Annotated in this window: 18 protein-coding genes and 1 pseudogene; 2 read left to right on the forward strand and 17 right to left on the reverse strand. The window is 62.2% G+C overall.

Annotated features, from left to right (window positions below; genetic code table 11):
* Positions 1-103 precede the first annotated feature (103 nt).
* The 9 genes and pseudogenes from guaB to ABI796_RS13555 form a co-directional block, all read right to left on the reverse strand.
* Positions 104-1,615 (reverse strand): IMP dehydrogenase, encoded by a 1,512-nt coding sequence (gene guaB / locus ABI796_RS13515; protein WP_026539869.1) that lies wholly within the window; start codon positions 1,613-1,615, stop codon positions 104-106.
* 258 nt (positions 1,616-1,873) lie between these two features.
* Positions 1,874-3,958, reverse strand: a complete 2,085-nt coding sequence (locus ABI796_RS13520; RefSeq protein ID WP_141281546.1) for an acyltransferase family protein — start codon at positions 3,956-3,958, stop codon at positions 1,874-1,876.
* Complete coding sequence (locus tag ABI796_RS13525; protein ID WP_141281548.1) at positions 3,955-6,018, reverse strand: acyltransferase family protein; 2,064 nt, start codon at positions 6,016-6,018, stop codon at positions 3,955-3,957. Before ABI796_RS13525 ends, ABI796_RS13520 begins: the two co-directional genes overlap by 4 nt.
* Positions 6,019-6,243: 225 nt before the next feature.
* A complete protein-coding gene (locus ABI796_RS13530) occupies positions 6,244-7,374 on the reverse strand; it encodes an NAD(P)/FAD-dependent oxidoreductase (RefSeq protein WP_141281550.1) in 1,131 nt (376 codons plus the stop codon).
* Between the two features lie 7 nt (positions 7,375-7,381).
* Positions 7,382-7,687: pseudogene (locus ABI796_RS13535) on the reverse strand (hypothetical protein); the annotation flags it as partial.
* Positions 7,688-7,785: 98 nt separating this feature from the next.
* On the reverse strand, positions 7,786-9,420 hold the full coding sequence (locus ABI796_RS13540) for a response regulator transcription factor (protein WP_141281552.1): 1,635 nt from the start codon (positions 9,418-9,420) through the stop codon (positions 7,786-7,788).
* Positions 9,421-9,582: 162 nt separating this feature from the next.
* Positions 9,583-11,196, reverse strand: a complete 1,614-nt coding sequence (gene groL, locus ABI796_RS13545) for a chaperonin GroEL (protein ID WP_141281554.1) — start codon at positions 11,194-11,196, stop codon at positions 9,583-9,585.
* Between the two features lie 84 nt (positions 11,197-11,280).
* Positions 11,281-11,577: a co-chaperone GroES gene (gene groES / locus ABI796_RS13550; RefSeq protein WP_011775524.1), complete on the reverse strand. Its 297-nt coding sequence runs from the start codon at positions 11,575-11,577 to the stop codon at positions 11,281-11,283.
* Between the two features lie 191 nt (positions 11,578-11,768).
* A complete protein-coding gene (locus ABI796_RS13555) occupies positions 11,769-12,131 on the reverse strand; it encodes a hypothetical protein (protein WP_141281556.1) in 363 nt (120 codons plus the stop codon).
* A gap of 67 nt (positions 12,132-12,198) precedes the next feature.
* Between ABI796_RS13555 and ABI796_RS13560 the strand changes: the two genes are divergently transcribed.
* Positions 12,199-13,428: a class I SAM-dependent methyltransferase gene (locus ABI796_RS13560; RefSeq protein WP_141281558.1), complete on the forward strand. Its 1,230-nt coding sequence runs from the start codon at positions 12,199-12,201 to the stop codon at positions 13,426-13,428.
* A 12-nt stretch (positions 13,429-13,440) separates the two neighbouring features.
* On the opposite strand, the gene ABI796_RS13565 is transcribed toward ABI796_RS13560, so the two are convergent.
* The 3 genes from ABI796_RS13565 to ABI796_RS13575 all read right to left on the reverse strand — a co-directional run bounded on the left by ABI796_RS13565 (position 13,441) and on the right by ABI796_RS13575 (position 15,655).
* Complete coding sequence (locus tag ABI796_RS13565; RefSeq protein ID WP_141281560.1) at positions 13,441-14,253, reverse strand: shikimate 5-dehydrogenase; 813 nt, start codon at positions 14,251-14,253, stop codon at positions 13,441-13,443.
* Positions 14,254-14,298: 45 nt separating this feature from the next.
* A complete protein-coding gene (gene ykgO / locus ABI796_RS13570; RefSeq protein ID WP_011775528.1) occupies positions 14,299-14,421 on the reverse strand; it encodes a type B 50S ribosomal protein L36 in 123 nt (40 codons plus the stop codon).
* 82 nt (positions 14,422-14,503) lie between these two features.
* On the reverse strand, positions 14,504-15,655 hold the full coding sequence (locus ABI796_RS13575; protein ID WP_141281562.1) for a GTP-binding protein: 1,152 nt from the start codon (positions 15,653-15,655) through the stop codon (positions 14,504-14,506).
* Between the two features lie 162 nt (positions 15,656-15,817).
* Here ABI796_RS13575 and ABI796_RS13580 point away from each other — a divergent pair, with 162 nt between their 5' ends.
* The gene (locus ABI796_RS13580) at positions 15,818-16,969 is read left to right on the forward strand and encodes a glutamate--cysteine ligase (protein ID WP_141281564.1); all 1,152 of its coding nucleotides are present in this window, start codon (positions 15,818-15,820) and stop codon (positions 16,967-16,969) included.
* 33 nt (positions 16,970-17,002) lie between these two features.
* Here the strand turns inward: ABI796_RS13580 and tsaD are convergent, their stop codons facing one another.
* The 5 genes from tsaD to alr are packed head-to-tail and all read right to left on the reverse strand — an operon-like array spanning position 17,003 to position 21,170.
* On the reverse strand, positions 17,003-18,169 hold the full coding sequence (gene tsaD / locus ABI796_RS13585; protein ID WP_141281566.1) for a tRNA (adenosine(37)-N6)-threonylcarbamoyltransferase complex transferase subunit TsaD: 1,167 nt from the start codon (positions 18,167-18,169) through the stop codon (positions 17,003-17,005).
* Entirely contained in the window at positions 18,166-18,669 is a 504-nt protein-coding gene (rimI, locus tag ABI796_RS13590) for a ribosomal protein S18-alanine N-acetyltransferase (RefSeq protein WP_141281568.1), read from the reverse strand. The genes tsaD and rimI overlap by 4 nt, the downstream gene beginning before the upstream one ends.
* Positions 18,670-18,682: 13 nt before the next feature.
* The gene (gene tsaB / locus ABI796_RS13595; RefSeq protein ID WP_141281570.1) at positions 18,683-19,354 is read right to left on the reverse strand and encodes a tRNA (adenosine(37)-N6)-threonylcarbamoyltransferase complex dimerization subunit type 1 TsaB; all 672 of its coding nucleotides are present in this window, start codon (positions 19,352-19,354) and stop codon (positions 18,683-18,685) included.
* Complete coding sequence (tsaE, locus tag ABI796_RS13600) at positions 19,354-19,932, reverse strand: tRNA (adenosine(37)-N6)-threonylcarbamoyltransferase complex ATPase subunit type 1 TsaE (protein WP_141281573.1); 579 nt, start codon at positions 19,930-19,932, stop codon at positions 19,354-19,356. The genes tsaB and tsaE overlap by 1 nt, the downstream gene beginning before the upstream one ends.
* Positions 19,929-21,170, reverse strand: coding sequence for an alanine racemase (alr, locus tag ABI796_RS13605; protein WP_141281575.1), 1,242 nt, complete (start codon positions 21,168-21,170; stop codon positions 19,929-19,931). Before alr ends, tsaE begins: the two co-directional genes overlap by 4 nt.
* Between the last annotated feature and the right edge of the window lie 17 nt (positions 21,171-21,187).

Raw genomic sequence — 21,187 nt, forward strand, 5'->3', positions numbered from 1 at the left:
GCCCAGCCTATTCTTAGGGACCGACAATATTGCGGCGTCCTGTTAAACAACTGTTCCCCGTGGAAACTTCCACGGGGAACAGCTGTTTGGTTCGCGTGACGGATCAGCGTGAACCGTAGTTGGGAGCCTCTACGGTCATTTGGATGTCATGCGGGTGGGACTCTTTAAGGCCTGCCGGGGTGATACGGACAAACTTGCCGCGTGCCTTCAGCTCCGGGATGGTGGGGGCGCCGGTGTAGAACATGGTCTGGCGAAGGCCGCCAACCAACTGATAAGCCACCGAAGCCAGCGGACCACGGAAGGCCACCCGGCCTTCGATGCCTTCAGGGATGAGCTTGTCATCGCCGGAGACGTCCGCCTGGAAGTAGCGGTCCTTGGAGTAGGAGGTGTTCTTGCCACGCGATTGCATGGCACCAAGGGAACCCATGCCACGGTAGCTCTTGAACTGCTTGCCGTTGACGAAGATGAGCTCGCCCGGGGACTCCTCACAGCCTGCAAGGAGCGAGCCCAACATGACGGTATCGGCGCCGGCAACCAGGGCCTTGCCGATGTCGCCCGAGTACTGCAGGCCGCCGTCGGCAATCAGCGGAACTCCGGCGGGGATCGCGGCCTTGGCGGATTCGTAGATGGCGGTGATCTGCGGCACGCCAACACCGGCAACCACGCGTGTGGTGCAGATGGATCCGGGACCCACGCCCACCTTGATGCCGTCAGCGCCGGCGTCGATCAGCGCCTGCGCGCCTTCACGAGTGGCAGCCTGGCCGCCGATGATGTCCACGTGGGCTGCAATGGGATCGGACTTCAGGCGCCGGATCATGTCCAGCACGCCCTGGGAGTGACCGTTGGCGGTATCTACGAACAATGCGTCCACGCCGGCGTCAATGAGCTTCATGGCCCGTTCCCAACCATCACCGAAGAAGCCGATAGCGGCACCCACACGGAGGCGGCCTTCGTCATCCTTGGTAGCCAGCGGGTACTGCTCTGCCTTGGTGAAGTCCTTGGTGGTGATGAGGCCCTTCAGGCGGCCTTGTTCGTCCACGAGAGGGAGCTTCTCGATCTTGTTGGTGGCCAGCTTGTGCGAGGCTTCCTCACGGCTGATGCCCACGTGTCCGGTAATGAGCGGCATCTTGGTCATGGCATCGCTGACACTGCGCAGCGGGAATTCAGATTCCGGAATGAAGCGGGTGTCGCGGTTGGTGACAATGCCCAACAGGCGACCATCCGTGTCCACTACGGGCAGGCCGGACACGCGGTAGCGGGAGCACAGCTCGTCCAGTTCCTGCAGCGTGGCCTGGGGGCCGATGGTGAGCGGGTTAGTGATCATGCCGGATTCACTGCGCTTGACGCGGTCAACGTGCTCGGCCTGGTCATCAATGGACAGGTTGCGGTGAACCACACCCAAGCCACCCTGACGGGCCATGGCGATGGCCATGCGGGACTCGGTGACGGTGTCCATGGCCGCTGAAAGCAAGGGTGTCTGGACCGAAATCCGCTTGGAGATGCGGGATGAGGTGTCGGCGTCGGACGGGATGACGTCAGTGTGGCCCGGGAGCAACAGGACGTCGTCGTAAGTCAGGCCAACAAAGCCAAAGGGATCGTGTTCGGGCTGGGTCATGAGTGTGCGCCTCTTACCTGGGTTCCGGGGGCTTAACTGGTAGGGGTTGCAACTGATGACCAGCCCGTCATTACGGGACTGGCCTGTGCATTAGGTACCTGTGCAGAATTTGGCTGTGCAGAAGGTATTGGATAAATACTAGAACCTTCGCGCCGATCGCCATATTCCGCGAGGCTCCAGTGTGAGCAACGGCACTGGCGGCAACAGCGTTGGCGGCAGGACGGCGTCGTACGTTTGCACCGTGAGCAGCTGCCCAACCTAGCCGGCGGACCAACCGGTAGCTGCCAGCAGCCTCTCCTCAAACATGGGAATCATGGTTTGCACGTAGGTCTTGGACAGGTGGTTGTCATCCTTATAGACGTACACATTTCCTACTACAGCCGGACACGTGCCTTGCTCGCAGATGAAGTCGCTCATGTCCATCAGGTGGAGCCCCTCCACTTTGCCGACGTAATCGTCCAAGGGTGATGACGCTGCCAAGGACTCTTCCAGCGGCACATTGCAGTCCGGTGAGTCCTTGCCCTTCTTTTGGACGCATTCAGGCATGTTGAAACTGAAGCGCGGGTTGTCCCGCACACCCACAACATCAATTCCAAGGTCCGTGAACGGCTTGATGCCTTCGAGGTACCCGGGCACTTCGGTCTCAAAGGGCGCGTCCACGTGCGTCAGCGACGCCACGGTGAAAACGGCGTCCGGCTTATGCTCCAGAACATAGGCTGAACTCGCCCTGTTGAAATCGTTGCAGAAGTCCGCACGTTCCGGAGATTGGGCACCGAACCTGCAGCCACCCTTGAGCAGGGTCACCACTTCCCAGCCGTGCTCCTTGGCAATGGGGCCAAGGGCAGCCATGTATTGCTGGGAGTGGGAGTCGCCCAGAACAACAATCCTTTTGGTAACAACCTCGGGCTCCTCGTTCTGCAGGCATCCCTCCAGCACGGGATCGGCAGGCACGTTATCCCCTGTGCAGGCACCGTCCACGTTGGCCCATTCGTCTTTCATGGCCGCCGGCGCCGGGATGATCAGGGCTTCCTCGCTCGGCTTTCCGGCGTAGTCCGGGGCCAGCGCCGCTGCGCCGGGCGTCAGCTCGTGAGGTTGCTCCGCAATCGCGGCCGCTTCGGCAGTGATGGCGCTTTGCCATGCGGTGACCGGTAGCGCCAACAGCGCACCGCAGGAGACAATCACGACGGCGGCCCGCCAGGACCGCACGTCCGGCCACTTCCAGCTGCGCAGGGGTACTTCCACGAACCTCGTGGTGACAACCGCGAGCAGGAGGGAAACCGCCATGATTCCCAAGCCTTCCAGGAGGCTGGGTTGGGTGGTTCCGGCGGCCAGGAGGAAGAAGACCAGAATTGGCCAGTGCCACAGGTAGAGGGCGTAGGAGTTGTCTCCCAACTTGACCAGAGGACGGGAACCCAGCAGGCGATCAACGCCGAAACGGCTGCCGCTTTGCCCGGCGATAATGACCGCGGCTGCCGCAAGAGTGGGCCACAGAGCCACGAATCCGAGGAAGGAACGATCCACCGGGAGCACCAACCCGCAGGCGAGCATTGCCGCAATACCGGCCCAGCCCAGGACCACACGAAGACGGCGGCCCGGCTTCAGATACGGAATGGCCAGGGCCAGCAGGGAACCCAGGGCGAACTCCCAGAGGCGGGCGCGGGTGTCAAAGTAAGCGTAAGCCTGATTGGTGGCGGTCTGCTCAATGGAGAACAGCAGCGACGCCGGAAAGAGAGCCCCGAACGCGATGAACAGCAGTTGCCTGTGGGATGGAGCTTTCCGCTGCGGAAACAGCCTGGCCAGCAGTGGTTGCAGCAGGGCCACACCGGCGAAGATCAGTGGCCACAGAATAAAAACCTGGCCTTGGACTGACAACGACCAAAAATGTTGGAGGGGGCTGGCATCCACGTGCTGCTGCGCGTAGTAGTCCACGGCGAAGGCGGCAAGCTGCCAGTTTTGGCGATACATCAGCGAAGCCCATGCTTCGGTGAGGACATCCGGCCACCGGCTCTGCGGGATCAGCGCCCAGGTACCGGCGAGGATGGCAAGCAGGACTACGACGACGGCCGGCAGCAGACGCTTGAAGACGTGGAGCCAATGCTGCAGGAGCCTCAGTGGTGCTCGGCTTTCGAGCTTACGGGTGAAGGAGAGCGTCAGCAGGAAAGCCGAGATCAGCAGGAAGACATCCACACCGCCGGAGACCTTGCCCAGCCAGATATGGTAGGCCGCTACCATCAGCACAGCCAGGGCACGCAGGCCTTGGACTTCGGGCCGGAATCCGGGTTTTGCCTTCGCCGCCGGCTTCCCTGACACAGGGTCCGGCGCGGCGGTGCGTGTTTGGGTCATCGTTGCCACCCCGTCGCGGCAAACCACCTTTCGTCCAGCATGCCTGCCATACTCTTGGCGTAGCTTTTGGTCAGGTGATTGTCATCGAGATAGACGAACGTGTTGCCAATGATCGGTGGGCAGTAGAGTCCCTGGCACATGAGGTCGGTCATATCCAGTAAGGAAAGATTTTCGAACTTGCCGGTCACCGCCTCAAAGGGACTTGGTTCAGCCAGGACATCGGCCTTTAGCGGGCGGCAATCCGGGCTGTCCACACCCTTGGCAAGGGTGCAGTCCGTCAGGCTGTACGTAAATCGGGGGTTGTCCCTCACCGCCACCACCTGGATACCCAGTTCAGTGACCTCGGGGATGAGATTCTCAAAACCGTGCGTCAGCCTTTCATCCGGCAAGGAAGAAACAGCAGCCGTTCCCACCATGAACAGGGCGTCCGGCGCATGCTCACGGATATGGCTGCGCACCTCACTGTTGAACTCGTTGCAGGCAGGCTCGGACTCAGGATCCTCAGTCATGAAAGGGCATGCCCCATACAGCAGGGAATACAGGCGCCAATGGTGCTGCTCAGCCAGTACTTCCAACGCGCCCAGCCACTGCTGGGAATGGGAGTTGCCCACCACAAGGACCGTCTTGGTGGCATCTGCGCCCACCTTGTTCTGTTTGCAGTTCTCCTGCAGCAGTTGCGAATCGGGTTTGGTGTCCCCGGAGCATGAGTCGGGAAGGTTGGCCCAGTCCCGCCCGATCCGTTCCGCGGTGGGCTGGGTGAGGGCATTCGGAGCCGCTTCATTGACGTACGTGGGCAGGAGCGCCTTGGCACCGGGATTATCGAAGACCATGCGAGCCTCCGCGGCTTGCTGGTCAAGGTCCAGGCGGTACTGAAAAGCCGCGAGGGGCGCGGACACCACCGCGAGGCAAGCCACGATCGCGATGACCGAGCGGCGCCGTTTTACCTCGGGCCACTTCCATTCCCGGAACGGCTTCTCCACGAACTTGGTGGTCAGGAAAGCCAAGACGAGCGACAACGCGATGATCGCCGTACCGGACAGCCATCCGGCATGATCCTTGCCGCTCCATGCCAAAGCAATCACCAGAATGGGCCAGTGCCAAAGGTAAAGGGCGTAGGAATTGTCACCGAGCCGGACAAGGAATGTGGAACTCAGTATCCGGTCCACACCAAAGCGGCTGCCGGTTTGGCCGGCCGCGATCACAGCTACTGCAGCCAGCGTGGGCCACAAAGCGACGAATCCGGGAAAAGCCGTTTGTACCTGGAGCAGGATGCCGCAACTGAGCATGGCGGCCACACCCACCCAACCCATGACGATGCGTACAGGCCTGGAGAAATTCAGGGCGGGCAGGATCAGTGCCACCAACGTGCCCAGGGCAAACTCCCACAGCCGGGCAAAGGTATCGAAGTACGCCACGGCCTGGTTGTTGGCAGTGAAGATGATGGAGTAGACAAACGAGACCAGGAAGATGAGGGCGAAGACGTAGACCAGCGTGGCCCGGTAGCGGAGGTCAAAGCGGCGGCACACAAACGCTGCAGCGGCGAAGATGATGGGCCACAGAATGAACACCTGGCCCTGGATGGACAGGGACCAAAAGTGCTGTACGGGGCTGGCCATGCTGTGGTCAGTGGCGTAATAGTCAACGGCCAGGTCCTGCAGCAACCGGTTTTCGAAGTAGAACAGCGAGGCCCAGGTTTGCTGGACGATCTCAAACCAGCGCGTAGCCGGCAGGAAGATAAAAGTAGCTGCAAGAGTGGACACCAGAACCACGACGACGGCGGGCAGCAACCGCCTGAACAGGTGCAGCCAGTGGCGCACAAGGTCCATGGGCCGGCCCTGTTTGTAACGTCCCGTGAACTGGAGGGTCATAAGGAACGCTGAGATCAGGAGGAAGACATCTACTCCACCGGAGACCCTGCCGATCCAGATGTGGTAGCTCACCACCATGAGGACGGCCAAGGACCGAAGGCCTTGGATTTCAGGGCGGAACTTGGACTTCGCAACGGGTCCGGCAGCACGCCTACCGTGGTGGGCAGGGGCTGGAATCGTTGGCGTCGTCACGGTAGGCAGTTCCTCAGAGCGGTGGCACAAAGCATCAATATTACGCGTTTTCAGACGCGTAACCCATGTGGGAGATTGTTCCTGGCCGCCATCCGAAGCCCCATCAGCACAGGTCCAGCCATATATTGTGCCACCCAAACCTGTGTGTGACCTGTGCTGATACTTCCGTCGGTCACAAACCCTGTTGCCCGGCACAACCCTGTAGAACGTGAGCTATCACACGCTTTATGCTGCTTGGCCGGCGGCGTTAGGCTGCACTGCCGGTTCACCCGCAAGGCCGGAACCTTGCTCTGCGAGCCGGCGGGCGAGGTAGCGGGCGTCCCTGCTGACTCCGGGGAGCGTCGCCGAAGCTGCCGCGAAAAGAAACTCCTGACCTATGAAGTACACGCCCGGAACATCGCCGGCCACTCCCCGCCTCTGTTGGGGCTCACCGAAGGAATCGAAAACCGGGAGGTTCACCCACGAGTAATCCTCGTGGTAACCGGTGCACCAGATGACATTCAAAGCTTCCACGCGTGTCCCATCTTCCAGGACCGGCCGGCCCTGCGAGACCCCGGCCAGCCTCGGTACCAGATGCACCCCTGCAGCAACCAGGTCCTTGGTCTTGGTCCGGATCAATGGTGCCGCCATCGACTTGAAAGCAGGAGCGGCCTTGCGACCGACGGGTGTGTTCATGTTCAAGACATGCAGTCCAAGAAACCGCACCACGGGAAGGGCAAAGCGTGCAGCGGTCCGGCCGTGCCGCATGGGCATCTCACCGCTGGGGCGTCCGGCCAGTTCAGTGGCGTGGGATTTGCCCACTTCCAAGGCTATTTCAGCTCCTGAATTGCCCAGCCCCACCACCAGCACGGGGCCATCCTTCAACTGCCCGGGGTTTCTGTAGTCCGCTGAATGCAGTTGACGTATCTCCGGATCCAGGTCCCCCGCGAAATGCGGCCGCTTCGGCAGATGGTGTCCTCCGGCAGCGATCACCACATTCTTGCTGCGCCAGCTGCGATCTCCCGCAGTCACTGTGAACCCGGCTCCATGACGATTGATCCCGTCAACGCGGACGTCTGAGACGAAGGGGAGGTCAAAGCGGCGCACATAGTCCTCCAGATAGTCAGCCATTTGGTCCTTGCTGGGGAACGCCAGACGGTCACCGGGGAAAGGCGCTCCAGGGAGACCGTCATACTTGGCGGGAGTAAAGAGCCGCAGGGAGTCCCAACGTTGGCGCCAGGCTTCCCCTGGCCTCCCGTACTGATCCAGAATCAGGAAGTCCCGGCCTTCCTTGGCCAGGAAGTATCCGAGCGCGAGCCCTGCCTGCCCACCTCCCACGATGAGCGTGTCCACCATGGATTCCTGCTTGGCGTTCATGGTTTTTCCCTTCACTTACTGGTTCTCCGATATGTTTATTGAGGGCGTCGTCAGGGACCTTCCGGTAGCGCAGGCACCACAACAGCATCAGTGCGGAGGCAACAATGTAGAAGGAGTGCAACAGCCAAACGGGGCCCGCCGGGAGGTCGAAGACGTAGAACGAATGCACTGCATTGGCCACATTGGTGGTGGCGATGTTGCCTACGCTGTAGGACTCAAGGTCCTTGGTGCGCACAGCTTTGAGGAGCATGGGCAGCATGCTGGCGGCGAAAAGCACTGTGGAAACGGTGCCGGCAAGCAGTGGAATGTTCATAACGCCAAGCTATGGGGCCAGCCCGTTCCCCCGCGTCGGCAGAAAGACGCATTTGTGTGCACGCCGCATGGGTATTTCTGCGCACCCTCGCCGGAGAGTCAGCTGAGAAGATGATGATCCAGTGCATACCGCGTGGCAGCAACGCGTGACGGCACCGCCAGTTTGGTCAGGATATTGCTGACGTGCCGTGCCACTGTCTTCTCGCTGAGGTAGAGGGAACGGGCAATGGTTTTGTTGGCGCCGCCCTCTGCCACCAGCCGCAGGACTTCCAGCTCACGGCTGGTCAACGGAGAAGCGTCCCCGCTCGTTTCGCCAGTCAACTCCAAAACATCCGCCACTGCCGGAGTTGCCCCGAGATCGGCGAACCCGGCTTGTGCGGCCTCGAACTCCATCGCAGCAGAGTCGTGGTCGGCCAGCAACATGCAGGAACGGCCCGCCAAAACCCTGCAGCTGGCTTGGCCAAAGGGGGCCTCAAGGCTGTACCAGAGCCGCCAGGCCTTCCTCGCCGCAGCCAGGGCCGCTTGCGGATTTCCTTCGGCGAGCAGCACAGCGGCTTCCGCCTGCGCAGCGAGCGCCTGTTCCAAGGGCCTGCATGCTTCACCAACTGGTGCCGCCAATTCGTCCGCCGCTGCGCGGGCCGCTTCAAGATCGCCGGCTGCAAGCTCAATCTCCACCACCGACGGGAGCAGTCGACGACGGTTGGCCGGGTCAGCTCCGGCCATGGCCCGGCGCACCATGGTTTGGGCTTGCGCTTCCTTGTGCTGCCGCAGGAGCAGGAGGGCCAGGCCCGGCAGTGCTTCAAAGCCTGTCTCGGCGGCCTTGGCATAGGCCGAGGCTGCTTCTTCATCACGGCCGGTGAGGCGGAACAGCTCGCCTTGAAAGTACCAGGCACCCCATGTCGCTTCAGGATCGCCGTGCCGGGAACGGTCTTGTGCGATCTTAAGCGCCGCCAGGGCTTCCTCCCAGGCTCCATGGAGAATGAAGAGCTCGGCCCTGTGCGTTTGGCATTGGCCGCTGAACATGACCATGTCAGGCTGCTGCCCGCACCAGCGCGCCAGCGCAGCCGTCCACTCGTGTGCGCGGGCTACGTCCAAGGTCAGGCGGCAGCTTCCGATCACAGCACAGTAAATGATGCCCGAGGGGATGGGCGAAACTTCCCCGGCACTGACCGCGACCATCGCTTCGTCCAGGAACGCGAGGCCTTCATCAGGGAATCCCAGAGTGATCCGTGCAGTCCCGACGCCCAACTGACCCAAGGCCGTCAGGTCGGGGTCGTGGAACCGCTGTCCCAATGCCAATGCGCGGCTGAAGAGCTCGTTGCCGGTGTCCGGGTTCCCTCCATACAGTGCCCGCAAGGCTGTGGGGATCAGGATGTAGCCCTCGGCCTCCTCGGGATCAACCATTCCATCCAGCAGGTGTTTGGCACGGGACAACCAGCCCGAACCCCGGGCCTGTTCTCCAAGGTTCATGAGGTAGAGGACCAACCACGCTGCACAGCGGGCCGCTCCTGCCATATCCCCCATGGTCAGGTACTCATCATGGGCTCGCGTCAGGTAGGCAACACCCTCCGGTTCCTTACCCAGGAGCATGGCCACCGATGCCACCAGCTCAATGTCCCGGGCAGGCAGGCCACCCTCGGTGTCCGCGCGGGCGAGGCAATCCAACGCATCGCTCCAGCGACGCTCGGAGAACGCCGAGCGTCCCAGGTCCAAGGCTGTGGCAGGCATCGTCATGGCTCACCTTGCGGCGACCCTGCACCCCGATGACGCACCCAAGCCGCCGTATTAGCGTCAGGTTACCGCCGCCGTCGTACGCTCACAATAGCCACCCCGTGCAAAGCCGCAGACAACAAAAGCCCCGGTCAAAGCGACCGGGGCTTGTGTTGAACAGGGCCGTTAGTGCTGGTGGCCTGCGTGTGCGTCTTCTTCCTCGGCCGGCTTCTCGGCAACCAGGGTCTCGGTGGTGAGAACCAGGGCTGCGATGGAAGCGGCGTTGCGGAGTGCGGAGCGGGTGACCTTGACGGGGTCGATCACGCCTGCGGCGATCAGGTCCTCGTACTCGCCGGACTTGGCGTTGAAACCGTGGTTGGCCTCGAGCTCGGAAACCTTGGCAACAACAACGAAGCCATCGAAGCCTGCGTTCTGGGCGATCCAGCGCAACGGCTGGACCAGGGCGCGGCGGACGATGCCCACAGCAGCTGCAGCGTCACCCTCCAGTGCCTTGACGGCCGGGGACTCGTCCAATGCCTTGAGGGCGTGGATGAGGGCGGAACCGCCACCGGAAACGATGCCTTCTTCAAGGGCTGCACGCGTAGAGGAAACAGCGTCCTCAATGCGGTGCTTCTTTTCCTTCAGCTCAACCTCGGTGGCCGCGCCAACCTTGATCACGCCGATGCCGCCGGCCAGCTTGGCCAGGCGTTCCTGCAGCTTTTCCTTGTCCCAGTCGGAGTCCGTCCGGGTCAGCTCAGCGCGCAGCTGTGCAACGCGGTCCGAGACGTCCTCAGCCGATCCGGCACCGTCAACAATGGTGGTGTTGTCCTTGGTGACCGTGATGCGGCGTGCGGTACCAAGTACCTCAAGGCCAACGGTGTCCAGGCTCAGGCCGAGGTCCGGGGAAACAACCTGGGCGCCGGTCAGCGTTGCGATGTCCTGGAGCATGGCCTTGCGGCGGTCGCCGAAGCCCGGCGCCTTGACGGCAACAACGTTGAGCGTGCCGCGGATGCGGTTGACGATCAGCGTAGACAGGGCTTCGCCTTCAATGTCTTCAGCAATGATGAAGAGCGGCTTGTTGGCCTGCAGTGCCTTCTCCAGCAGCGGCAGGAAGTCCTGCAGCGAGGAGATCTTGCCCTGGTTGATCAGGATGAGGGCGTCTTCAAGGACCGCTTCCTGGCGCTCTGCGTCTGTGACGAAGTACGGGGAAAGGTAGCCCTTGTCGAACTGCATGCCCTCGGTGAGGACCAGCTCGGTCTGGGTGGTGGAGGACTCTTCGATGGTGATCACACCATCCTTGCCAACCTTGCCGAACGCCTCGGCCAGCAGCTCGCCAACCTCGTCGCTCTGCGCGGAAATGGCAGCAACGCTGGCAACCTGGGTGCCTTCAACTTCGCGGGCGTTCTCCAGGAGGCGGGCTGCGACGGCTTCAACGGAAACCTCGATGCCGCGCTTGATCTCACCCGGAGCAGCGCCGGCAGCAACGTTGCGCAGGCCTTCTTTGACCAGGGCCTGTGCAAGCACGGTGGCCGTGGTGGTGCCGTCGCCTGCGACGTCGTTGGTCTTGGTGGCTACTTCCTTGGCCAGCTGTGCGCCAAGGTTCTCGTAGGGGTCATCAAGCTCAACTTCGCGGGCAATGGTCACGCCGTCGTTGGTGATGGTGGGAGCTCCCCACTTCTTGTCCAGCACGACGTTGCGGCCGCGCGGGCCAAGCGTCACCTTGACAGTGTTGGCGAGCTTGTCGATACCGGCCTCAAGAGACCGGCGGGCAGCATCGTTAAAAGCAAGCTGCTTTGCCATGGTTGTGTCCTTTCAAGACAGAAAACCCGCACCGCTGACGGCTGGAATGATTCCAACGCGACGGCGGTGCGGGGCTCCGGGAAGTTACTTTACGACGATCGCAAGGACGTCGCGGGCGGACAGAACGAGGTACTCGTTGCCGCCGGTCTTGACTTCGGTTCCACCGTACTTGGAGTAGATGACGACGTCGCCAACAGCTACGTCAACCGGTACGCGGTTGCCGTTGTCATCGAAGCGGCCGGGGCCGATTGCAACAACTTCGCCTTCCTGCGGCTTCTCCTGTGCGGAGTCCGGAATGACCAGGCCGGAAGCGGTGGTCTGCTCTGCTTCGAGCGGGCGAACAACAATACGATCCTCAAGAGGCTTAATCGAGACCGACACTCGGACTCTCCTTTTCATGAGCTGATTCATGGACTAAGAACTAGGGTGCCGGAGCGTACAACCGTCGTCGCGGTGCCGGAAGACGCTTGGCGTGGTTAGCACCCTCCGGGGGAGAGTGCTAACAAGACTCTATGTAAGCGTTAGCACTCGGTCAAGGTGAGTGCCAGCATTTCGTCATGGGTGAACGTCACTCACCTGCCGGTGAGGTCCTCCAGATCGTAGTCCTGACCGTCATCATCTTCGTCCAGCGCGGCGTTGCCGCGGTTCAGGTACAACACCACGGCAGCGGCAACAGCCACGACGCCGGAGACCACCAGCGTGATGATTCCACCGGTCCGCGCGGCGCTGTAAAGTTCGCGAATGCCCCGGGCTTCATCGGTGGCGTCGTTGACGCTCTTGCCGGCTACCGAATAGGTGGCGGCATTGAAGGAATCCAACGCAAAAATGATGATCAGCAGGCCGATGCAGACCACCGCGATCACGATCCCCGCTATGAGGGCCGGGCGCGCTGCCTTGATCAGGGTGGAGGCTGGTTGTGCTGCGTTGTCTTCCATGAAAACAACCCTATCCGGCTGATTCGCCGGTCACGCTCCCAAGCGCTGCGACGTTAGGCTTGATCCCATGCCTCACGCACCGCAGGAACAGATCGCGCCCTTGCTGACTACTGAAGGATGGGAACTTCTTGCCTCACTTGGGCCTTACCGCGAAGCCGATTCCTTCAGCATCAACGCCGACCTCCGGAAGGCCGGGCACTCCCCTGAGCTGGTAGCGGCGGTCCTCACGCAATCCCGGTTGCGAACACGCGCGGAGGCGAAGTTCGGCGAGTTTGCGCGGCAGATGTTGTTCACCCAGGCCGGCCTGGAGCAAGCCACGCGCTTGAACGTGGCCGCCAGGCATGCCGAACGCTTCGCGAAAGCCGGAATCCGCCACGTTGCGGACCTGGGCTGCGGCCTTGGCGCCGATTCCATGGCCATGGCGTCCATGGACATTACGGTGACCGCGGTGGAAATGGATGAGACCACTGCCGCATGTGCCACCATCAACCTCATGCCTTTCCCCCATGCCACCGTGGTACACGCCGATGCGACGTCAGTGGAGCTGGACGGAATCGAGGGCGTATGGCTCGATCCCGCGCGCCGAACCACCTCAACGTCAGGGACCAAGCGGATCTGGGATCCTGAAGCGTTCTCTCCCCCGTTGTCCTTCGTGGAGAGTCTCGCAGCTACCGGCCGTGCCATCGGCGTCAAAATGGGTCCGGGCATTCCACACGACTCCGTACCTTCGGGGTGCGAGGCCCAGTGGGTTTCGGTGGGCGGCGACGTCACCGAAGTGACGCTCTGGTTCAACGCAGTCTCCCGCCCGGCCGTGCGCCGGGCCGCCCTGGTGATTGGCAGCCAGGGCGCCGCTGAAATCACCAGCAGCGCGGATTTCGACGGCGGCCCGGTAGCCGCCGTCGGGCCTGTAGAGGGTTACCTCTACGAACCCGATGGTGCCGTGATCCGCGCAGGCCTGGTGGCCGACGTCGCCGGGCGTTTGGGTGGGCATCTGGTGGACGAACACATTGCCTACATCTGCGCCCCCGAACTGCACGACACCCCGTTTGCCCGCGCTTACAAGGTGCTTGAGGTGATGCCCTACAACGTCAAGGCCATGAAGTTGTGGGTGAAGGAAAACGGCATCACGGTCCTTGATATCAAGAAGCGTGGCACTGCTGTGACCCCGGAAGAACTGCGCAAGCAACTGCTTCCGGCCAAGCCCGCAAAAGGGATGCCTCCCAAAACAGCCACCCTCGTCCTCACCAGGATTGGCGAGGAGAGAGTGGTTGTGGTGGTGGAGCCTGTTACGGCCTGACGCTCCAAAGAGTCAGCGGCGCGAGAACTCCGAGGCTTCCCGGACCTGCTCAGGGCTGGGGCGGACACCGGTGTACAGGACAAACTGTTCCTCGGCCTGAATGGCAATGACTTCAGCGCCTGTGATGACTTTCTTCTCCGCCTTCCGGGCAGCGCTGATGAGCGGCGTCTCCGAAGGCAACGCAACAACGTCAAACACCACCTGAGCCGCGGCAATAGTGGCGTCATCGAAAGACTGGGCCGTTTCATCCGCACCTGCCATTCCCAGTGGCGTGACATTGATGATCAGATCCGCAGTGGAGCCGTTGACGTCGTTCTGCCAAGCGAATCCGTAAAGATCGGCAAGGGCACGGCCGGTGTTCTCATTGCGGGCCACAATGGTCACCGCGGTGAACCCGGCATCCCGGAGCGCCGCGGCCACCGCTTTGGCCATGCCGCCTGCACCGCGCAGCAGGACGGTGTGGCTGTTGGGAACCCGGTGGTCCTTCAACAGCCGGGCAATGGCGATGTAGTCAGTGTTGTAGGCCGTGAGGACGCCGTGGTTGTTCACAATGGTGTTCACGGAATCAATGGCTTGCGCCGATGGATCCATCACATCAACAAGCGGAATAACCGCTTCCTTGTACGGCATGGACACCGCGGCACCCCGGATGGGGAGGCCGCGGATGCCCGCCACCGCAAGGGCGATGTCCGCGGGGGCGAATGCCTTGTAGACAAAGTTCAGGCCGAGCAGATCGTACAAATAGTTGTGGAACCTGGTCCCGATGTTGCTGGGCCGGGCCGCGAGCGAAATGCACAGGGACATGTCTTTGTTCAGGATTGGCATTCCCCCATTAAACAACGCCCGTACGGTGGTGCCGTCAGCTGGCTTTTAGCCCTGCCGCGCCTTCATCCGTGGGTTGTTCTTGTTGATGACAAAGGTCCGCCCGCGCCTGCGCACAATCTGGGCGCCGGGGATCTTCTTGAGGGCACGCAGGGAATTCCTGACCTTCATGGTGTTTCTCCTTTTGTTGGGTGTTTGGCCTAATTATGTGTTTAGCTCGGCTGGGTGTTCAGCCCGCCCGGGTGTTGCTGGATCAGAGGGCGTCGCTGAGTTCCAGGGGATCGTCCCAGACTCCAAAGTCCTGCTTCATCTCGGCTTCGGTCAGTTGGCAACCGTCCAGAAGATGGCGGATTTCCTTCGGGTCCACATCCTCTTTCCTCCTGGTAATGGCCAGGACCGTTCCGCGATCGCCATGGTTGGGATGCCAGTCAAGAAGGGAGTCCACGTCCGTCCCCGCTTTCCCCGGGCGCGCAAAGACAGGAGCTGATTCGGCGGAGTCGGCCAACCACTTTCCTGTACTTTCAAGCCACACACGTGGCCCGATTCCTTGGACGGCAATCCTCGTTTGGGGCGCTGATGCGATCCAGAGGCGGCCTCGGAGCCAGTGCGTCCCTGCTGCCAGATGAGGCAGTGCGTCCCGGAAACGCCCGGGGTGCAACGGCCGGCCGGCCTTGTGAAGCACCGTGCGGTAGGAACCGTCCGCTTCGCTGACGGGCACACGCACGACGCCGGGACGGTTGCGCGCCGCTGCCTCGGCGTCGTCAAAGCAGCCCGGCCGGTAGTCCTCTGCCGCACCCACAACCCCTGCATGGAACGCCAACTGGCCCAGCAGCTCAAGGCCCAACCGCCATTGCGCGGTGCCTTCACGGGATTCGCCCGTCAGTACCGCACCCAGTCCGGGGTGGACCATGACAGTGTCCACCTGCCCGAACTCGCCAATCAGGAATTCACCGCTGGTGCGCTCATCGGAAGGCATGGAGGTGAACCCGGATTCAAACAGCGTGTGGCGGTCCCACATATGGTCATCCAGGTCCGCGGGGTCCAGGGCCAGTACTGCGTTATCGATCACCGCCGGGCCACTCAGGCCCCGCCGAAGCTCCGCCACGGCCATCGCCGCCGCAACTCCGGGCGGGAGGCCAAGGACTATGTGGTCAAAGCCGCAGGAGGCGAGGCGTTCCGCGGTGGGAACTACATCCAGTCTGACAGTGCAGCTGAGGCAGCCATGCTCCAGGACCGTGGTTTCGCGCTCGAACAACTGGCCGTTCCGGTAAACCCTCCGCAACACCAAGGAGCCGTCCAGAAGATCATGAAGGACCACTACGGAGTTGCTGTGGGTTTGGCCGAGCCTGGCCGCGGCTGTTTCGCGGCACTGGCTGTCCAGGGAACTGAGGACTGTGAGATGCATGCAGTGATTCTATTGAGAAGCATTCTCATTAGCAAGTCGCGCGCGCTGTGCACCAAAGGCCCAGCAGGAAGCTGCGTTCCGGCTGCATTAGACTTGATCCGACCGCTGGCGGCCCCACAGCGGGGAACCGTGTCCGGCTGAGACAGACAAAGAGGGGACTACGTGCAGATTGATTTTGCGCCATCCAGGCAATCGACACTGGGTGTGGAATGGGAGTTGGCGCTCGTCAATGCACGCACCGGGGAACTGGTATCAGTAGCAAATGACGTCCTGAAAGGCGTCGCCGCGAACCATCCGGACCTCAATGAGGACGACGAACACCCCCATATCAAGCGCGAACTTCTTCTGAACACCGTGGAACTGGTCACCGGGATCTGCGAGACAGTCAAGGACGCCAAGGAAGACCTCAGCCGCTCCCTCGCCGCCGTGCGTGAAGTCACCGATCCCATGGGCGTGGAAGTGTTCTGCGCAGGCAGCCACCCGTTCAGCCCTCCCCTGCTTCAGCCCGTCACGGACAAGGAGCGCTACGCCAAACTGATTGAGCGGACCCAATGGTGGGGACGCCAAATGGTGATCTACGGCGTTCACGTCCATGTGGGCATTGACCGCAGGGACAAGGTCCTCCCTATTCTGGACGGCCTGGTCAACTACTTCCCGCACTTCCAGGCATTATCCGCCTCCAGCCCTTACTGGGCAGGAGAAGAAACCGGCTACGCCTCCCAACGGGCGCTGATGTTCCAGCAGCTTCCCACCGCCGGCCTGCCCTTCCAGTTTGAGAGCTGGGAGGCGTACGAGTCCTACGTCCAGGACATGTTCACCACCGGCGTGATCGACTCGACGTCCGAAATCCGTTGGGACATCCGGCCAGTGTCCAATCTGGGCACCATCGAAATGCGCATCTGCGACGGCCTGGCCACTCTTGAAGAAGTAGGCGCCATTGCGGCGCTGACCCAATGCCTGGTTGACGAGTTCTCCACCATCCTTGACGCTGGGGGCAGCATCCCCACCATGCCGCCGTGGCATGTGCAGGAGAACAAATGGCGGGCCGCACGCTACGGCATGGAAGCCATCATCATTCTCGACGCCGAAGGCAACGAACAACTCGTCACAGATCACCTCGCCGGGACAGTGGCCCGCCTTGAACCCGTCGCGGCCAAGCTCGGCTGCTCCGAAGAACTGGCAGATGTCCTGAAAATCATTGAGCGCGGAGCCAGCTACCAGCGCCAGCGCCGCGTCGCCGCCGAACACAACGGGGACCTGCAGGCAGTGGTCATGGACCTCGTACAGCAGATGCGCAAGGGACCCGACGCTTAGCAGGCAGCTGTGCTCATTAGCAGGCAGCTGAACTCAGGCGGGCACTGACACCGTAGTGACCGGCATGGACGAATCCGGCGCGAACTCCACCCCGCTCGGAGCAATGCCGGCCATGACCAGCTGGGCTCCGAGGGCGGCAACCATGGCTCCGTTGTCCGTGCACAGATCCAGCGGTGGAACGTGCAATGTGATTCCGGCGGACGTACAACGCTGCCCGGTCAATTCCCTCAACCGGGAATTCGCAGCGACTCCCCCACCCAGCAGGACATTGGTGATGCCGTGCTCTTTGCAGGCCAGAACAGCCTTGGAACTGATGACGTCCACCACGGCTTCCTGGAACGCCGCGGCAATGTCAGCTACGGGAACTTCCTCGCCGCGGGCTTCGAACTGCTCCACGCAACGGGCCACGGCCGTTTTGAGGCCGCTGAAAGACCAGTCATAGCGGTGAGGGCCCTTCTCCTCAGCAGTACCCATGTATTTGGGTTGGGTGAGGCCCCGGGGGAAGCGGATGGACTTGGGATTGCCTTGGCGGGCCACTTTATCGATCGCAGGGCCACCCGGATACCCGAGGCCCAGGATCCGTGCCACCTTGTCATAGGCTTCACCGGCGGCGTCGTCGATTGTTGAACCCAACAGCTCAACATCGTCGGTGATGCTGCGGATGCGCAGGATTTCGGTATGCCCACCTGATACCAGCAGCGCGCCGAGGTTCTCCGGGAGCGTACCGGCAGCCAGCGTGCCTGCACCCAGCGGACCGGCACCCACGCCGGCGGCAGCAGCGGCGTCGGACTTTCCGTTGGACGCCTCCAGCAGCCCTACGCCAACGTGCGCCACAAGATGATTGATGGCATACAGCGGCTTGCCCGTGGCAACGGCCAGGGCTTTGGCAGCACAAACACCCACCATGAGGGCACCGGCCAGTCCGGGACCGGACGTCACAGCAATGGCGTCAATGTCCTCCAAAGTGACACCTGCCGCCTGCAGCGACTCCTGCAAGGTGGGCACAAAAGCGTCCAGGTGCGCCCGTGATGCGATCTCCGGAATGACGCCACCAAAGCGAACATGCTCATCCATGGACGAGGACACAGTGTTGGTCAACAGGGTGGTCCCACGCACAATCCCCACGCCGGTCTCATCGCAGGAGGATTCAATGCCCAGCACCAGCGGCTGCTTTGACTGTTCCGGATACTGCCCGCTCACGCTGTGGCTCCTTCGGGGGACTGTGGTTTGTTCAGTTCAAGGCGCATGATCAGGGCGTCGGTACCGTCCCGGTAATACCTGGGACGCACGTGGATCTGTTCGAATCCGAACCTCAAATACAGTTGCTGGGCCCGGGGGTTGTCCGCCCGGACCTCCAGCAGGACGTCTGCGGCACGGCGGCGCCTGGCTTCTTCGATCAGTTCGGTCAGGACCGCCGAGCCAATTCCCTTGCCCTCAAATTCAGGAACTACGGCGATCGTCTGGATGTCCGCGATCGGCTCGATGCACATGAGACCGGCGTAAGCCACAATCTCTCCCGCAACCTCCGCCACAACGTAGCGGCGGGTCTCGGGCTGGGCCAACTCGTCAAAGAACATTTGCAACGGCCAGGCGTCCACGGGGAACAACCGGCGCTCCAAAGCCTCCACTGCCGGGATGTCAGCTTCGGTCATATCGCGCAACGAAACACCGGCAAGTTCCAGCTTGGGTGACAGCTTCACAGGGTCCTTCCCATCACAGCGCACGCTTTCTGGGCCCTGGCACCTGGGCATCGGATTCACGCAGGTACAGCGGAGTGGAGTCCAGCAGGGCCTGGCCGGCGGTGAGTTTGGCCAAAGCGAACTGGCCCAGCGAGGCGGCGTCCGGTTGGGTTTGCGCAAAGTCCTCATCAGCTGTGAGGACATCGGAGTAAAGGCCTGCGCCCGCCCCAAAAACAGGCAGGTCCGGAAGTTCGGAAGCGAAGCCAACATGCGGGCCGTCCACCAGCTGGGGAAGCTGACCTTCAAGCAGCGCGTAGCGGGCCCAGTAAACCTCTTTGCGTCGGGCATCGGTAGCCACAAGGAACTCCGGGGCTGCCGCCGTTGACTCCGCCACTTCCAAGGCAATGGCATCAAGGCTCATCAGCCCGTACAACGGCTTGTTCCATACGAAAGCGAGCGTACGGGCGGTGGCAATCCCGGAACGGAGCCCCGTGAAAGGCCCGGGGCCCACACCTGTGACAATCGCGTCAATGTCCGCCCCGGTAACGCCGGCACCGGCCAGAAGTTTCTCGATCCCGGGAGCGAGGACTTCGGCATGGCTGCGGGTGTCCTCCGTGGCAAAGGAATCCACCACGCTCTCCATGGCATCGTCCGAGATCAGCGCTGCGCTGGCAACCGCTGACGTATCAATAGCCAGGATCAGCATCAATGACCTTCCACTTCTGAAGTACTTTGGAGGAGTTGAGGTGCTTCCACCCAGCGGGGACCGAACCCACGGAAAATGATGGTGCGGGGTTCGTCATCATCCTCGGTATCAAAATCCAGGACCATCCCGTCCATGGTGGTCGCGGTGCTTTCCCCACCAACAGACCTGTGAAGTTCAACCTCCAACCGGCTGTCCGAGAGGTGCTCCACCCGGTCTTTGCCCCACTCCACTACCGTGACCGCTGTGTCCATGGTGTTCTCGAGGTCGATGTCATCGATCTCCGCCGCCGAGTCCAGCCGGTAAGCGTCAACATGGACCAGGTCCGGACCCCCGGGCCGGGGGCCATCAGGAAGATTAGGGTGGATGCGCACAAGAACGAACGTCGGCGAAATGATGCCTGCGCGGACCCCCAGGCCCTCCCCGAGGCCCTGGGTGAACGTCGTCTTGCCCGCACCCAGCTCGCCTGTAAGGACCAGGAGATCCCCGGCCTCAAGCACCCCGCCCAGAGCCGCTGCGAGCGCATGTGTCTGCTCCGCCGTCGTGACCGTGAGCGTGCGCTCCCACTGGGCCTGGCTCACAGCGCTGCCGTTTCAGCCCGGCCGGCACCGGCAGGGGCCTCCGGGAGCTCGTTGACATAGCTGCGCGGGACCCGAGGGCTGATGCGCGTGACGATCTCGTAGTTGTTGGTTCCTGCTGCGGCCGCCCAATCATCGGCTGTGGGGCCACCGCCGGCACCGTTGCCGAACATCACGGCCTCGGCTCCTTTGAGTCCCGCCATGGCTTCCGGGGACAGTGGTCCCAAATCGATGACCATCTGGTCCATCGCAATCCTGCCCACTACCGGATAGGTGACGCCGTTTACCTGCACGGGTCCTCCGGTGGCGATCCGCGGCACGCCGTCCGCATAGCCCAGCGGCACCAACCCAAGGGTGCTTTCCTCACTGGTGTGGTAATTGAGCCCGTAGGAAACGCCTTGGCCCTGGGGAACCTTCTTGCAGTTGGACAGGAGGGTCCGGACCGTCATGGCCGGACGCAGGCCGAGTTCGGCTGAGGTGGCCCCTTCGAAGGGCGAGAGTCCGTAGATGCCCAAGCCCACACGAACGAGGTCGAAGTGGGAGTCCGGGCGGGACAATGCCGCCGGTGTGTTGGCGATGTGCCGGACTTCAGTGTCCACACCGGCGTCCTCGGCCATGGCGATTGCTTCGCGGAAGAGGGACAGCTGATCATCGGTTTCAGTGCGCTGCGGTTCATCGGCCACCGCCAGGTGGGAGAAAATCCCCACTACCCTGAGCAGACCCTGGTCCTGGTATTCCATGGCCTGGCCCAGAAGCTGGTCCCAGTCCGCAATGGTGCAGCCGTTCCGCCCAAGCCCAGTATCCACCTTCAGATGCACACGCGCGGGCCGTTCCTGTTCCCGTGCTGCTGCCACTACCGCTTCGAGCTCCCAGCCGGAAACTCCGACGTCGACGCCGGCGGCTACTGCGGCTTGAAAGTTGCTTTCGCGGGTGTGCAGCCAGGCGAGCAGCGGAGCATCAACTCCGGCGGCGCGCAAGGCGAGCGCCTCAGAGATGTGGGCGACGCCCAACCAGGCTGCTCCGGCGTCGAGGGCTGCGCGGGCTACCTGCACGGCGCCGTGCCCGTAAGCGTCTGCTTTCACCACAGCCATCACAGCCGCCGGAGAGGCGATGCCCACGAACTGACGAACGTTGTGCCGCACGGCGTCGAGGTCGATGACAGCGGAGCGCTCCAGCACCGCTGACTTTGCTATGGAGGCCCTGGACCCGATCCCGATATCTGCAGCTGCTTCGTAAGTCACCCTAGAGATTCTAGTGC

The sequence above is a fragment of the Paenarthrobacter aurescens genome, from assembly GCF_041549525.1.
Classification (GTDB): Bacteria; Actinomycetota; Actinomycetes; order Actinomycetales; family Micrococcaceae; genus Arthrobacter; species Arthrobacter aurescens.

Bases quoted from the DNA above. Each gene is read 5' to 3' on its own strand.
- ABI796_RS13530 (WP_141281550.1), bottom strand. From the start codon at position 7,374: ATGAACGCCAAGCAGGAATCCATGGTGGACACGCTCATCGTGGGAGGT.
- groL (WP_141281554.1), bottom strand. From the start codon at position 11,196: ATGGCAAAGCAGCTTGCTTTTAACGATGCTGCCCGCCGGTCTCTTGAG.
- tsaB (WP_141281570.1), bottom strand. From the start codon at position 19,354: ATGCTGATCCTGGCTATTGATACGTCAGCGGTTGCCAGCGCAGCGCTG.
- ABI796_RS13560 (WP_141281558.1), top strand. From the start codon at position 12,199: ATGCCTCACGCACCGCAGGAACAGATCGCGCCCTTGCTGACTACTGAA.
- ykgO (WP_011775528.1), bottom strand. From the start codon at position 14,421: ATGAAGGTCAGGAATTCCCTGCGTGCCCTCAAGAAGATCCCCGGCGCC.
- ABI796_RS13565 (WP_141281560.1), bottom strand. From the start codon at position 14,253: ATGCCAATCCTGAACAAAGACATGTCCCTGTGCATTTCGCTCGCGGCC.
- ABI796_RS13575 (WP_141281562.1), bottom strand. From the start codon at position 15,655: ATGCATCTCACAGTCCTCAGTTCCCTGGACAGCCAGTGCCGCGAAACA.
- ABI796_RS13555 (WP_141281556.1), bottom strand. From the start codon at position 12,131: ATGGAAGACAACGCAGCACAACCAGCCTCCACCCTGATCAAGGCAGCG.
- guaB (WP_026539869.1), bottom strand. From the start codon at position 1,615: ATGACCCAGCCCGAACACGATCCCTTTGGCTTTGTTGGCCTGACTTAC.
- ABI796_RS13540 (WP_141281552.1), bottom strand. From the start codon at position 9,420: ATGACGATGCCTGCCACAGCCTTGGACCTGGGACGCTCGGCGTTCTCC.
- ABI796_RS13520 (WP_141281546.1), bottom strand. From the start codon at position 3,958: ATGACCCAAACACGCACCGCCGCGCCGGACCCTGTGTCAGGGAAGCCG.